Origin of the sequence: Clostridium sp. AF32-12BH, from assembly GCF_003477935.1 — a bacterium.
GTDB lineage: Bacteria > Bacillota > Clostridia > Lachnospirales > Lachnospiraceae > Brotaphodocola.
Window position 1 is genome coordinate 25,939 of the sequence record NZ_QUEH01000011.1, and the last position, 13,159, is coordinate 39,097.

General features: G+C 48.8%; 14 protein-coding genes and 1 pseudogene. All 15 read right to left on the bottom strand.

Translation table 11 applies throughout. From position 1 onward, the window contains the following. Nucleotides 1-5 precede the first annotated feature (5 nt). Nucleotides 6-419 carry a hypothetical protein gene (locus DWZ40_RS11890; protein ID WP_118543237.1) on the bottom strand — a complete coding sequence of 138 codons (414 nt, stop codon included), beginning with the start codon at nt 417-419 and terminating at the stop codon, nt 6-8. Then, entirely contained in the window at nt 416-1,228 is an 813-nt protein-coding gene (locus DWZ40_RS11895) for a hypothetical protein (protein WP_118543238.1), read from the bottom strand. Before DWZ40_RS11895 ends, DWZ40_RS11890 begins: the two co-directional genes overlap by 4 nt. 3 nt (nt 1,229-1,231) lie before the next feature. Continuing rightward, nucleotides 1,232-1,927, bottom strand: coding sequence for a hypothetical protein (locus tag DWZ40_RS11900; RefSeq protein ID WP_118543239.1), 696 nt, complete (start codon nt 1,925-1,927; stop codon nt 1,232-1,234). After that, entirely contained in the window at nt 1,924-2,562 is a 639-nt protein-coding gene (locus DWZ40_RS11905) for a hypothetical protein (protein WP_118543240.1), read from the bottom strand. Before DWZ40_RS11905 ends, DWZ40_RS11900 begins: the two co-directional genes overlap by 4 nt. 13 nt (nt 2,563-2,575) lie before the next feature. Continuing rightward, nucleotides 2,576-3,664: a pilus assembly protein PilM gene (gene pilM, locus DWZ40_RS11910; RefSeq protein ID WP_182431724.1), complete on the bottom strand. Its 1,089-nt coding sequence runs from the start codon at nt 3,662-3,664 to the stop codon at nt 2,576-2,578. Nucleotides 3,665-3,768: 104 nt separating this feature from the next. Beyond that, nucleotides 3,769-4,545, bottom strand: coding sequence for an A24 family peptidase (locus DWZ40_RS11915; RefSeq protein ID WP_118543242.1), 777 nt, complete (start codon nt 4,543-4,545; stop codon nt 3,769-3,771). Nucleotides 4,546-4,576: 31 nt separating this feature from the next. After that, nucleotides 4,577-5,122 carry a type II secretion system protein gene (locus tag DWZ40_RS11920; protein WP_182431725.1) on the bottom strand — a complete coding sequence of 182 codons (546 nt, stop codon included), beginning with the start codon at nt 5,120-5,122 and terminating at the stop codon, nt 4,577-4,579. A 120-nt stretch (nt 5,123-5,242) separates the two neighbouring features. Continuing rightward, on the bottom strand, nt 5,243-5,680 hold the full coding sequence (locus DWZ40_RS11925) for a prepilin-type N-terminal cleavage/methylation domain-containing protein (protein ID WP_243035325.1): 438 nt from the start codon (nt 5,678-5,680) through the stop codon (nt 5,243-5,245). A gap of 87 nt (nt 5,681-5,767) precedes the next feature. Further along, on the bottom strand, nt 5,768-6,985 hold the full coding sequence (locus DWZ40_RS11930; RefSeq protein ID WP_118543244.1) for a type II secretion system F family protein: 1,218 nt from the start codon (nt 6,983-6,985) through the stop codon (nt 5,768-5,770). 252 nt (nt 6,986-7,237) lie between these two features. Continuing rightward, complete coding sequence (locus DWZ40_RS11935) at nt 7,238-8,293, bottom strand: PilT/PilU family type 4a pilus ATPase (RefSeq protein ID WP_118543336.1); 1,056 nt, start codon at nt 8,291-8,293, stop codon at nt 7,238-7,240. 82 nt (nt 8,294-8,375) lie between these two features. Then, a complete protein-coding gene (locus tag DWZ40_RS11940; RefSeq protein WP_118543245.1) occupies nt 8,376-10,058 on the bottom strand; it encodes a GspE/PulE family protein in 1,683 nt (560 codons plus the stop codon). 147 nt (nt 10,059-10,205) lie between these two features. Continuing rightward, nucleotides 10,206-10,415, bottom strand: a complete 210-nt coding sequence (locus DWZ40_RS11945; protein WP_118543246.1) for a hypothetical protein — start codon at nt 10,413-10,415, stop codon at nt 10,206-10,208. 35 nt (nt 10,416-10,450) lie between these two features. Further along, nucleotides 10,451-11,050, bottom strand: a complete 600-nt coding sequence (gene thrH / locus DWZ40_RS11950; protein ID WP_118543337.1) for a bifunctional phosphoserine phosphatase/homoserine phosphotransferase ThrH — start codon at nt 11,048-11,050, stop codon at nt 10,451-10,453. A gap of 99 nt (nt 11,051-11,149) precedes the next feature. Next, nucleotides 11,150-12,337, bottom strand: a pseudogene (locus tag DWZ40_RS11955) (phosphoribosylaminoimidazolecarboxamide formyltransferase); the annotation flags it as partial. A 72-nt stretch (nt 12,338-12,409) separates the two neighbouring features. After that, nucleotides 12,410-13,123 carry an IMP cyclohydrolase gene (locus DWZ40_RS11960; RefSeq protein WP_118543248.1) on the bottom strand — a complete coding sequence of 238 codons (714 nt, stop codon included), beginning with the start codon at nt 13,121-13,123 and terminating at the stop codon, nt 12,410-12,412. Nucleotides 13,124-13,159: the final 36 nt, after the last annotated feature.

A 13,159-nucleotide genomic window follows, 5' to 3' on the forward strand; every position in this document is an offset into this window, starting at 1 on the left:
GTCTGCTACTCCATCCATTGATACCGGTAAATTTTGTTATCCGCTTCGGAATCTTTCCGGTTTTCCGCATACAGCTGCACAGAATACCGCCCTTTTTTCTGGTGTCCGGTCCTTAAGTTGCTTTGCGGTGCACCCAGATTGATACTTCCGGTCCCTTTTTCCAGCACCACTTCCGCAGCAGCAGACTCTTTTGCCTCATCCGCTTCCAGATCCAGAAGATTTCTTCCTTCATAATAGGTCTGCATCACAGTATCCCCAAGCTGAAGCATACGTCTGGCTGACATCAGCGCTGTGGCAAACATCGCAAGCCCCAGGGAGATCACCAGCACAGAGACCAAAAGCTCCGCCAGCGTCTCCGCCTGTGTGGATACCACTTTCTGACATGCAGCCGTTTTGCATTTCCGTACTATCTGCATCATGATGTTCCTTTCTCCGGATGGATTCTCTCGATCGTGCCCCGATGCCACTGAATGGTCGTGAGACGGGTCGTGGTAGTCTTGGTCCATGCCTCCGTGACATTGCCCTCCGCATCGGTTTCTTCATGGTCTTCCACTTCCACGTCAATGTCTTCGAGGACCTGTGCCGGTACCGTCAGTTTGCGTTCGCAAAGATCTTCCGGATGGTTTTCATCGGTTTGCATATCCGAAATGATCGCCGTAATCTTATAATCTGGTTCCATGGAAAGTTTCACAGAAGTTTTTAACGGCGCAATCTCTTCCATAACCGTTTGGGTTCCTTTGCTTCTTCCTGCTTCTACCAACAACGGAAGGGTTTTCTCCTGTGTCGTTTTCGCAGCCTGTGTTGTTTCCCGGTCTGGAAGCAGCACGTCAAAATACTGAATGAACGAATCCAGCAAGGCTTCTCCCTGACTGTCTGATGCAAATGCAGACCAGGACGATTCTTCGTCTGGTTTCTGCCCGGCTCCAACATAATAATACTTCACCGTGTCTTCTTCTCCGGAGCGGTCTCCCTCGATCACCGTCCACACTTCCCGGATCTTCACCGTATTTTCCGGTCTTGTCAGTTCATCCCGCAAAAACACAGCAGCCGATTCCACGGCAAACCGCTTCTGGTCCGCAGCCGGGACCTGCTGCATCTTCCCGGCGGAAGTCGATGCCGATGCCAGGATCACCGAAGCGCCAACTCCGCACAGCACAAAAAACAGCAGTGCAGCCACCAGACTGGCTCCATCTTCTTTTTTTAACCGTTCTGCTGCAAAACTTTTCATCGTTTATTCTCCAAAAGCTGCCTCCGCTGCTGTCTCAAGCTCCGAGCGTTCCAGATTCGACAACTCTGCATTTGCCAGACCTCCTGCCGCCTGCGTATCCTGAGTGTCCGAAGACAATCCGTTTAAATTTTCTGCTTCCACTTTTGTCTCGTAGTAGGTAAGGGAAAATGCAACGGTAACCCTTCCCGTTTTGATATTTGCCGCATAATTTGCATCCGTCAGCGAATCACTGGATATGGTTACGTCATGGATCATCATGCGGTATGGTCCTTCCTGCAGCTGCCGCATCATCTCCACCGCATGGTCGTAATTGTCCGCAGCAAACGAAACTGCCATATTGCGGCGCAGCGTATTTCCATCTTCCTCCGGCTCAGAAAACTGAAAATGGAACTCGTAAGCCTGACCAAATGTCTGATTCAATTCATCCAGTTCTTTTTTGAAATTGTTGTAAGACGGAACCATAGGTGCGCCTACATTTTTATTTTCATCAATTTCCGCCTGCATCGCTTTGATCTTCGCTGCGCGCATCTGTTCCATTTCCATTTCCGATTCCAGATCTGTCGTATCTGCCGCCTGGATCCGAAGCTGGATGGGATGATAGATTCCCATATACCAGCCCGCCAGCAAAAACAGCGCCACAAGGATCAGCAATACGATCTTTTCTGTCCGTGTTAATACATAGCTTAGTATGGATTTCATTCTTTTTCCCCACTCTCTCCCGGTTTCCTGAATGATACCGTAATCTCTGCCTTTGCTTCCTTATTCAGCGCCAGAACAGAAGAATTGGCATCTGCCTCATCGCCGCCAACATCTTCCAGCGAAGCAGTCACGTAGAAAACTGCCTCATCCTCTTCAATCTGCCCGATCAGTTCGGAAAGTACCGTCCCCTTCGGAAGCACACAGGAGATATTCATCTGATCCTCCGTAATGGATACGGAATCAATGCTGTTACACCGCGGGAATATCCGCTCTTTCAGGGTATTTAACATCACCAGGCGGTCCGGAGTCTGTTTTTCTGTCTCATTCTGCCAGGAATTTCCATAGTGTGCATACTCATTCTGCACATCCGTGATCACACGGTTGGCGCGCCGGATCGAATCCAGCTGCTTTTCCATTCTCTGATAAGTCAGTTCCGCGCGCTCAGCATGCTGCAGCGGTTCCTGCACTCCAAATACGACAAAGAAATGGAGAAATACCAGAAATACCGCAAACGCCAAAAGTTCCAACGCGATCTTGCTCTTTTTAAACTCACGCTGATACAGATTGATGTGTTTTTTGTCCGGATATTTCGGACCGCCGATCTGTATCTTCGCAATGGATTTTAAATCAGCCACGTTTTCTTCCTCCTTAAGTCAGCATAACGCCAAAGGTCTGCGGACTGTCCCTCCACTCTGGCATTTCATCCTCATGTACTTCCGGAAGCAGAGCACCAATGCTTTTTACCGGAATGTCTAATGTATCGCTTATCGTATCGATGAGCGCCTGGTAACGGGCACCGCCTCCGCAGTAATACAGCGTGTCAATGGTATTATCAGAATTGTTGAAACTGTAAAAGTTCAGGACACGCATGGTCTGTACCGCAATGGTCTGATAACGGTCTGCCAGGACTTTGTCGATCGCTTCCTCACTCTTTTTACTCCAGAATGCATCTTCCGCATCCACATTCATTTCCATGACCGTCTCCTTGTCACCGCGGCGGAGACGTTCAATCTCCTCGCAGCCTGGCTCCATGGTACGGGTAATGTCATAAATGCCCTTGCGGAAGAAGTGGATACGCAGCGCCTTGGTTCCAAGGTCCAGAATCGCATAATCCTTCTTTTCTGTCATCGGTCTGGCGTCCTGTGTCTGTCCGGTCTGACCGGTTATCTTTGCTGCATCTTCCAGAGAAATTTCGTCTGAGCCCTGGCTGGTTATATTCCTGCTTTCCGTACTCTTGTTCGCTGTAGTCTGGCTTGCATGCTCCAGAATCCGCTCCAAACCTACCACTGCCGGTACCAGGCCCACTAATTTCAAACGTGCCATCTTCGCAAACTTCTGGAACTGCTGGCAAAGTTCTTTTTTGCATGCAGCTGCCAGAAGATCCAGCTGATCTTCCGTTCGGCTGATCACCGCATAGTCAAACTGGTACTCATTTAACTGATCCCCAATGTAATCCTGAAACTCATAAGGAAGATTCAGCTTTAACTGATCAACCGTCATAAGCGGAAGCTGCAGACGCTTCACATAAGTGTCATCCTGCCGCAGCACAAAAACTGCATTCCGGCAAAGAATCCCGTTTTCATGCAAAACATCCTGTATAAACTCCGCATAAAGCCGCATATCGGTCATGGATTTTGTCTCGATACGCTCCGAGACATATTTTTTTAACTCTCCCCGTTCCATGTAGGCAATCTTTACGCGGTAATGTCCGATTTCAATTCCTAAACAATTTTTCATCTGAAGTACTCCATTTCCTGTTGCAGATACCCGAAGTTTTGAAAACTCTGTAACGGTTCCACGTCTCTCAGATCTGCAAAAACTACATTTTTGTATGATCCACGTCAAAACAGTCCGGTATACCAGCTGGTCATGATTTGTCCATATAATAGCATAAGAAAACATGCTGCCGCAATAGCCGGACCAAACGGGATCCGCTGACTTTTTCTCAGCGCCGCAAACCCAAGTCCAAGCAGACAGCTTAAGATCAGATAAAACAAAATTTCCCATGCCGATCCCAGATACAGACCGGTCATGAAAAACAATTTGATATCGCCGCCGCCCAGGCTTTCCTTTCCGGTCAGCCGGTCAAAAAGCAGCGAAAAAGCAAGCATCCCGCCTGCCAGCACAATTCCCAAAAACAGTCCGCGGCGTATAACCGTAAGCGGTTGTGGAAGAAACAGTGCCGTTCCCAGAAATACCAGACAGCCTGCAAGCTGCAGACGGTCCGGTATGGTAAAGCTGTGAAGATCCGTCAGACTCATGGCAAGAAGAATCATGCCCAAAAGAATGCCGCGCATACTGAGGATCGATATATCATAGCGGTACACTACCATGCAGCAGCCGACTCCCGCCAAAAGTTCCACAAAGAAACACTCCGCCGGGACCTTTGCACCGCAGTAGCGGCAGCGTCCTTTTAAAAATAGCCAGGAAAACAGCGGAACCAGATCCGCCGCCCCAAGCACATGACCGCAGCTGTCGCAGTGGGAACGACCGTGCAGCACCGACTCCCCGGATAACAGGCGCATAGCCAGGCAGTCCGTGAAACTGCCAAGACAGCAGCCCAGGAAAAAGGTGAAGGTGAGGATGTAGGCAGTAAGGATGGGGGTAATGTGTAACATAGTTCAAAAACTCCTAATTTCATTGCAATACCTATGATGCATTCGCAGAGCCATTTCCAGGCCCAAACGGATTATTTTTAGCAAAGCCCAGTTCATCATCATCTGTGTAATATGGTGCTGTCTGAATAAGGGCTCCATCATCTGCATTATTTCCAACATAAACAAGCACTACTTCACAAATCTTATACGCCGATGCATCGCTACGCATTTGTCTGCCTAACTCATTCATAGTCCAGGACTTTCCCGCATAAGTTACTGTCGGATTGTAGTTACCTGATGAAATAGTAGTTACAATACTTCCCGACTTAACATCATAAACAAAATAACTGACGGCTCCTTTAGTTGAAGATGACGCCTTATCCAATGAAGCTTCGTCATCATACATAGCTGCAATTGCTGCTGCTTTTGCTGCACGAATATTAGCTTTGTTGGTGGCAATAATTGCTTTCTTTCTCTGAGAAGTGAAAACTGGAATACTAATAGCTACCAAAATACCTACAATGGCAACAACTACAAGGAGTTCAGCCAGAGTGAAAGCAGATTTATATTTATTTGACCCTAATTTTTTGAAATTCATGAAATATTCTCCTTCATAAAAGGATTCGTTCATTGGTAAAAGTTAGAATAAACTCCTGATACTAAAATAGTGGATGGGAAATCCCATCCACTATTTTTATTTGGGTTCTATTTCCCAATTTTACTCGGCCGCATATACCGTAACATCGGCTGAATTTTTGTTTGTCACCGGTTCAACTGAAACCGAAAACTTGGTAAACTTTTTAGCACCAATTGCAGTACCACCACTCATAGTTTCTTGATCTAAATTAACCTCATTAGTATGTGCCGCCATAGCATCCTTTGATTTTTTATCTTCACTCACAGTTCCAGCAGCTACATCATAATCATAATAAGCAGCCGTAGTATTCTCACTGGTCAAATACTCTGCTACAGCTGCAGCTTTAGCCGCTCTAGCATTTGCCAAATTTGTTGCTTTCGTTGCCTTTGTCAGCTGTGACGTAAACACCGGAATCGAAATTGCAACCAGAATACCCACAATTGCTACTACAACCAGCAGCTCTGCCAGTGTAAAACCTTTTTTGTTCTCACGGAACTTCTTGAATAAGTTCTTCATCATGATCATACTCCTTTGTAAATATTTATTCCTGAACGGGTCTTGCTCCCGTATCATTCTGTTTCCTGTTGCCAATCCTAAATCAAAAACCTACATCAGGTCATACATCGTAAAGATCGGCAGGTAGATGGACACAACGATGATTCCGGCGAAGATGGATAGCAGGACCAACAGGGTTGGCTCCAACATGGCGAGCAAACGCTGTACCCGGTAATCGGCTTCGTTGGTGTAATAATCTGCTACATTTTCGAGGGTTTCTTCGAGTTCACCGGTTTCTTCTCCCACGGAACACATGTCGATCATGGTCTGGGGAAAATACTTTTTACTCCGCAGACAGTCGGAAAGGGTGCGTCCCTGCTCGATGCTGTCTTTCATGGAACGGACTTCATACTGAAACAATGCATTGTCCATGACCTTCGCTGTGGTTTCAATGGCCTGGTCCAGGGTGATGCCTGCTGCCAGAAGTACCGACATCGTGTTGGCAAACTGGGCTGCTGCGTTCATTTGGTTGACAGGTCCTACAAGCGGAATGGATAAGGCAAGTTTTGCTTTCTGGATCTTGCCGGTCTCTGTTTTGGCGTAAATGCTGCTCACAACTTTCAGCAATACCAGCACAGCCAGTATCAAAATCCACCATTTTGCAAAGAAATCCGAGGTATCGATGAGCATCCGTGTCATGAGCGGAAGCTGTCCGCCCAGGTCGGAAAAGACATCGGCCAGTGTCGGAATAACCTTTGCCATGACAATGATGACAACCACAATGGCAATGGCGATGACAAACATAGGGTATGTCAGGGCGCCTTTGACTTTTTCTGTGGTCTTGTAAGCCTTATCGTAAAACTTATGTAACCGGTCGAACGACTTGTCCAGGGTACCAGACTGTTCTCCTGCCCTTATGTTTTCAATAAAGGTCAGTGGAAAGCGTTCGCTGTACTGTTCCAGTGCAGCTGCCACAGTACTTCCTGCCGAGACTTCCTGTCCGGCTTCTTCCATGATTTTGCGGAGACGTTTGTCCCCACACTGTCCCGCCAGCATCTGCATGGCTCTGGACACGGACATGCCGGACCGGAGTGTGATTGCAAACTGGGAACAAAGAATGGAAAGCGTCTTGGTCTTGATCTTTTTGCTGCCAATCTCCATTTCCAGAAGATTGACTGCTTTTCGTTTTTCTGCCTGTTTGCTGATACTGAGCAAAACCGGATAATTGTCACGGATTCTGGCTGCTGCCGCTGTCTCATTTTCCGCCTGAAGCACACCGCGGACTTCTTTTCCGTCTCTGCCGAGTGCCCGATATGAAAAATTCGGCATCGCATTTTACCTCCAAACCTTAACCTTAGGCTTTTGCACCGGATGTACAAATCCGCTGCTGTCTGCGCAGCACAAAAACCACTGCGAAACATTACAGCAAGGTCATCTCAATCACAAGCGTTTTTTCCAATTTGTAACGTCATTTTATCATCGCAATGATTGTTTGTAAAGAAAAGCATAAAAGCACGCCCGGATTGTATACAAAAAAATACACAAATTGTGTCAAAAAAGCGCTTAAATATGAAATTTATGTTAGAACATCATCATTTTTTGCCGCATTTCCGTCGGATCTTCTGCCGCCTCGACAGCGGTCTCCGGCATGATGATGCCTTTATTCGCCAATTCGCACAAAAAATTATCCATCGTAACAGAACCGTCTTTCGTACCGGCCAGCAGATAGCTCTGCATCTGCGGGGTTTTTCCGTCACGGATCAGATTTCTGATCGGCGGGGTGACCATCATCAGTTCACAGGCTGCGGCACGCCCCCGTCCTGCTGCACGCGGCACCAGCTGCTGGGCTAAAACGGCACGCAGCGTCATGGATAACTGCAGGCGGATCTGCGGCTGTTTATTTTCCGGAAATACTCCGACGATACGGTCGATACTGTCGATCGCGGAATTGGTGTGGATAGTTGAAAAAACAAGATGCCCGGTCTCCGCAGCCACCAGAGCGGTCTCAATCGTCTCAGGGCTTCGCATCTCCCCGATGAGGATGACATCCGGATCCTCACGGAGCGCCGCATAAAGACCATGCTCGTAATCTTCTACATCCATGCCCACTTCACGCTGGTTGATGATGGCTTTCTGCGGTGTGTATACATACTCAATTGGATCCTCCAGGGTGATGATGTGCAGCGGACGGCTCCGGTTGATCTCATCCAGGATTGCTGCCAGCGTGGTGGATTTTCCGCTTCCGGTTTCTCCAGTCACCAGCACAATGCCTTTGTTCCAACGGGAAAACTGACGTACTGCCTGCGGCAGACCGAGGTCCTCCAGTTTTGGAATGCTGTTGCTTAAGATTCGAAGTGCAGCCGAAAGATTTCCCTGCTGCCGGAACAGATTAATACGGATCCGTCGTCCGGCTATCGTGGAGGAAAAATCCAGCTGCCCGATCTCTTCAATTTTTTTACTGTGCACACCAGCCAGCTGACGTCCATACTCCTCGCAGTCTTCCTGCGTTAAGGGTTCTTCCGTCAGTGTCATGATCCGGCCATCGATGCGGCATTTCGACGGCAGACCCGCGATCAGATGAACATCTGATGCTCCTTTTGATGCAGCCAGTTCGATCAATTCTTCTATATTGTACATATCTGTCCTCTCTGTTTCATTCCATACTGATCCGTCGTTTACGCTTTCCTGTATCAGGCAATCTTCTTTATAAACTTCCATTTTACAATGTCGTCAGTGTGCGGATCATCTCATCCACCGTGGTAGTTCCGTCCTGCACCAGTTTGCGCGCATGTTCCGACATCGGCACATATCCGCTCTCCCGCTTTGCTACTTCCATAAATCTGCGGCGGTCTGCTCCCTCTAAAATACAGTGACGCAATTCTTCCTGGATCATCATCACTTCAAAGACACCGATTCGTCCGCGGTAACCGGAACGGAAGCACTGGTCGCAGCCTGCACCCTGCCAGTATTTCTGACCCGGAATATCCGGGATTCCTGCAAGCTCCAGGGCTTTCTTCTCCGGAACAATCTCCTGCTTACAGCTTGGGCAGATTCTTCTGAGAAGGCGCTGGGAAATGACACCGCGCAGGCCCGCTGCGATCAGATACGGCGGCACACCCATATCGCGCAGACGGTCGATTGCAGAAATGGCATCCTCCGTATGTACCGTAGTAATAACCAGATGTCCGGTCATGGCAGCACGCATGGCGATCTCAGCGGTCTCGCCGTCACGGATCTCGCCAACACAGATGATATCCGGGTCCTGACGCAGAATCGAGCGCAGGCCCGATGCAAAGGTCAGTCCCACTTTTTCATTGATCTGCACCTGGGTCGCCCCCTTGATGTGGTACTCCACCGGGTCCTCCAGCGTGATCAGGTTCGTCCGGTCAGAAAGAAGTTCGCGCACCAGTGTATACATGGTGGAAGATTTACCGGAACCCGTCGGTCCCACGATCATAATCACTCCGGAAGTCAGACCCAACAATTTATCAATCTTCTCATCTTCCAGCGGTGGAATACCAATGCCGCGCCGGTTTAAAGATTCCTCATTTCTGCGCAGGATTCGGATTACCACTTTTTCGCCATAGATCGTTGGAAGGGTCGAGGTACGCATATCCAGGTCAGTCCCTTTCATCGGAAGCACGGCACGTCCATCCTGCGGGATCCGTTTTTCCACGATATCCAGTCTGGACATGATCTTCAGACGGGAAATGACAGAGTCTTTCAGTTCTCCCGGAATCGTCATGATCCGGTGCAGCTGACCGTCGATACGCATGCGCACGACCAGTTCTTCCTCGGTCGGCTCGAAATGAATATCAGATGCATTTTCTGAATAAGCACGCTCAATGATGGAATTGACCAGGCGCACCATCGGCGTTGCACTTTCCTGGTTTTCCGCTGTTCTCGGTGCCGCTTCCTGTTCCTGGGCGGCCGCATTCTCCGCGCGGATCTGTGCCATGGCCTGGGCCGCACCTTCATTTCCGTAAAGGACGTTGATGGCGTGCTTCACTGCAGGCTCTGATGCGATCATCGGGATGATCCGTTTTTTGGAAGTCCGCTGCGCTTCCTCGATTGCCATGAAGTTCAACGGATCCGCCATCGCTAAAAACAGCTGATCCTTAGAAAGGCGCACCGGCACAACGTTTGTGCGCTTTGCCAGGTTTTTCGGGACATACTGCGACATCTCCGGTGCAATGTCAACCTTGGTAATATCAATGTAATCGATGCCAAGCTGCATACGGAGGGCATCGATGAGCTGACCTTCCGTAATGAACTTATGTTTGATCAAAATGCTTCCCAGACGGTCCTTTTCTTTGGACTGGAATTCAAGTGCCTCCTTTAACTGATCCTGCGTGATCAGACCAAGTTCCAGGAGCATATCGCCTAATCGTTTTGTACGCATACTGTTTTCTCTCCTATGAAATCGATACTTATCTGTCGCTGTTCGCGCATGCGTGTCCAGCAACGTTTATTTCATTTATTAAGTATAACACTTTTTCTTTTCCCGTATATTTTTTCACATTTTTCTGTAATTTTCAATTACTATTATTCACATTCTTCTCATTATTTTCTTCTCATTATTTTCTTCTCTATTTAACACATTTTTCCAGTAACCATCTACAAGACTTGTCGCTGACGCTTTTCCTCGCAAAGTTCTTTTGATTTCACAAAACACAATTTCCCGCAAAACAAAAAGAGCAAAATCTCCTGTTTCGGAAATCTGCTCTCTTTTGCTTTTCTTTGGAAATGCATCGGTCACACGTTCTTTGTCATTTCGTCTGCCATGTCCAAAATCTATAACGCTGCCTTGATCGCTGCAAGCAACTCCTCATACGTCTCATATGCCGGAAGATCCGGATTGTCGTTCTTGATCTGATCGGTGCTCTTAAAGAGGAAGCCGGCCTTGCTGGCGCGGATCATGCCAAGGTCATTGTAGCTGTCGCCGCTGGCAATGGTCTCAAAGCCAATGGACTGCAGCGCCTTGACGGTACTGAGCTTGGACTGCTCAATGCGCATCTTAAATCCGGTGATCTCGCCGTCCTCTGCTACTTCCAGCTCGTTGCAGAAAATGGTTGGCCAGCCCAGCTTTTTCATGAGCGGCTTTGCGAACTGGGTGAAGGTATCGCTGATGATGATTACCTGTCCCAGCTCCCGGAGCTCATCCAAAAACGCTCTTGCCCCCGGCATCGGGTCGATCTTCTCGATGGTTTCCTGGATCTCCTTCAAGCCAAGTCCGTGCTCCTTTAAGATTCCGAGACGCCATTTCATCAGCTTGTCGTAGTCCGGCTCATCGCGGGTGGTGCGCTTTAACTCCGGGATGCCGCTGGCCTCAGCGAATGCGATCCAGATTTCCGGTACCAGAACTCCTTCTAAGTCTAAACAGGTAATAAACATCTTTTCATCCTCCAATTTCATGTTTTTTGTTCCACTCCGGCAAACATGGGGGATGCAGCAGCCCTGCATGTTCTGGCTGCTGCCGGTTTCCCGTATCTCCTAGTGGTGGAACAGGCGGATGCCGGTGAAGGCCATCGCCATGTTGTATTTGTTGCAGGTTTCGATCACGTTGTCGTCGCGAACGGATCCGCCCGGCTGCGCAATATAGTTCACGCCGCTCTTATGTGCACGCTCGATATTGTCACCAAACGGGAAGAATGCGTCAGAGCCCAATGCCACATCGGTCATCTGGTCTAACCATGCGCGTTTTTCTTCCTTGGTGAATACCGGCGGTTTTACCTTGAAAGTCTTCTCCCATGTACCATCTGCCAAAACATCCATGTACTCGTCACCAATGTAAACGTCAATCGCATTGTCGCGGTCTGCACGCTTGATGCCATCCACGAACTGCAGGTTCAATACCTGCGGTGCCTGGCGTAAAAACCAGTTATCCGCTTTCTGGCCTGCCAGTCTGGTGCAGTGTACGCGGGACTGCTGGCCTGCGCCGATGCCGATGGCCTGACCGTCCTTTGCGTAGCACACAGAGTTGGACTGGGTATATTTTAAGGTGATGAGGGAAATTACCAGATCGATCTTTGCCTGATCCGGGATTTCTTTGTTCTCCGTCACAACGTTTGCCAGCATCTCTTTGTTGATATCCAGGTTATTTCTGCCCTGCTCAAAGACTACACCGAACACCTGCTTGCGCTCGATCGGCTCCGGCTCATAATCCGGGTCGATCTGGATTACGCAGTAATTGCCTTTTTTCTTTTCTTTTAAGATGGCCAGTGCTTCCGGCTCATAGCCCGGTGCAATGACACCGTCAGAAACCTCACGCTTGATGAGCTTTGCGGTAGAAACATCGCAGACATCGGACAGGGAAATGAAATCACCAAAGGAAGACATGCGGTCCGCACCACGCGCTCTTGCATAGGCACTTGCTAACGGAGAAAGCTCGCCCATGTCGTCAACCCAGTAGATCTTTGCCAGGGTCTCGGAAAGCGGCAGACCAACTGCAGCTCCGGCCGGGGATACATGCTTAAAGGAAGCTGCTGCCGGAAGTCCGGTTGCTTTTTTCAGTTCTCTTACCAGCTGCCAGCCGTTAAATGCATCCAGCAGGTTGATGTAGCCTGGTCTTCCGCTCAGTACCTGGAATGGAAGGTCTTTGTTATCGTTCATAAAAACTCTTGCCGGTTTCTGATTCGGGTTACAGCCATACTTTAATTCCATCTCGTTCATCGTCACGTTCTTCCTTTCTTTTGTTTGGCAGCTTTGCTGCCCATTGGCATTTGTCTCTCCTGTTTTTCCTAACTTTTCGTCTTATTTGTTCTTATTCACGATTTTCGTCTCATATGCGCCGGTTGTGATATCGATGTAGCGCACAAACAGGGAAACCTTGTTGTCCGGGTTTAAGCTGTTCCACAGCAGCTCAGTAAAAGCATCCATATCGTCTAAGATTCCTACTAATTTCGGCTCGCCCTCAAAGCTCGGGAGCGGATTGCCATCGTGCATGTAAGTATGAATGAAATGTCCCTCACCTGCTACCGGATTCTCGTAAGCAAAAGTGTAACGGTTGCAGGCATCCGGGTTGCCGTTGTTGCTCTTTAAGATGGACATGGCATAGTTATAACGTCCGTTTTCAATGTGAAGAATGCCGGAAATACGCGGGGTGTAGTTCGGTGCATCCGGCTCAAACTCACGGCTTCGGAGGGACTGCTCAAAGGTAAGCTGTTTGTCCATGCCCTCGTAGATGGTGTCGGTCTGGTCACCATTTGTGACGATGGTCTTGTTTCCAAGCACACGGACCGGCGCATAGATGATCAGGCTCGGGTCAGTCAGCTTGCCCGGGTCAAAGGCCTGGGTACGGATGCCCTCACCGTCTTCCACAAAAACCCGGTTACGGCTGTTTTCGCTGCGGCCCATGATAAAGTAGGCCGTCACTGCCTTCGTGCCATCCGGGGTCTTTCCAATGACAATGCCCCTTCCCGGGTATGCGTTTGCCTGTAACTCTTCCTGCAGGGATAACTGTTTCATCGCTGTTTCCTCCTATGAATGAACATTTGATGGATC

What these genes read in the sequence shown, in the direction of transcription:
- DWZ40_RS11890 (WP_118543237.1), bottom strand. Translation starts at nt 419, where the DNA reads ATGATGCAGATAGTACGGAAATGCAAAACGGCTGCATGTCAGAAAGTG.
- DWZ40_RS11895 (WP_118543238.1), bottom strand. Translation starts at nt 1,228, where the DNA reads ATGAAAAGTTTTGCAGCAGAACGGTTAAAAAAAGAAGATGGAGCCAGT.
- DWZ40_RS11900 (WP_118543239.1), bottom strand. Translation starts at nt 1,927, where the DNA reads ATGAAATCCATACTAAGCTATGTATTAACACGGACAGAAAAGATCGTA.
- pilM (WP_182431724.1), bottom strand. Translation starts at nt 3,664, where the DNA reads ATGAAAAATTGTTTAGGAATTGAAATCGGACATTACCGCGTAAAGATT.
- DWZ40_RS11915 (WP_118543242.1), bottom strand. Translation starts at nt 4,545, where the DNA reads ATGTTACACATTACCCCCATCCTTACTGCCTACATCCTCACCTTCACC.
- DWZ40_RS11920 (WP_182431725.1), bottom strand. Translation starts at nt 5,122, where the DNA reads ATGAATTTCAAAAAATTAGGGTCAAATAAATATAAATCTGCTTTCACT.
- DWZ40_RS11925 (WP_243035325.1), bottom strand. Translation starts at nt 5,680, where the DNA reads ATGATGAAGAACTTATTCAAGAAGTTCCGTGAGAACAAAAAAGGTTTT.
- DWZ40_RS11930 (WP_118543244.1), bottom strand. Translation starts at nt 6,985, where the DNA reads ATGCCGAATTTTTCATATCGGGCACTCGGCAGAGACGGAAAAGAAGTC.
- DWZ40_RS11935 (WP_118543336.1), bottom strand. Translation starts at nt 8,293, where the DNA reads ATGTACAATATAGAAGAATTGATCGAACTGGCTGCATCAAAAGGAGCA.
- DWZ40_RS11940 (WP_118543245.1), bottom strand. Translation starts at nt 10,058, where the DNA reads ATGCGTACAAAACGATTAGGCGATATGCTCCTGGAACTTGGTCTGATC.
- thrH (WP_118543337.1), bottom strand. Translation starts at nt 11,050, where the DNA reads ATGTTTATTACCTGTTTAGACTTAGAAGGAGTTCTGGTACCGGAAATC.
- DWZ40_RS11960 (WP_118543248.1), bottom strand. Translation starts at nt 13,123, where the DNA reads ATGAAACAGTTATCCCTGCAGGAAGAGTTACAGGCAAACGCATACCCG.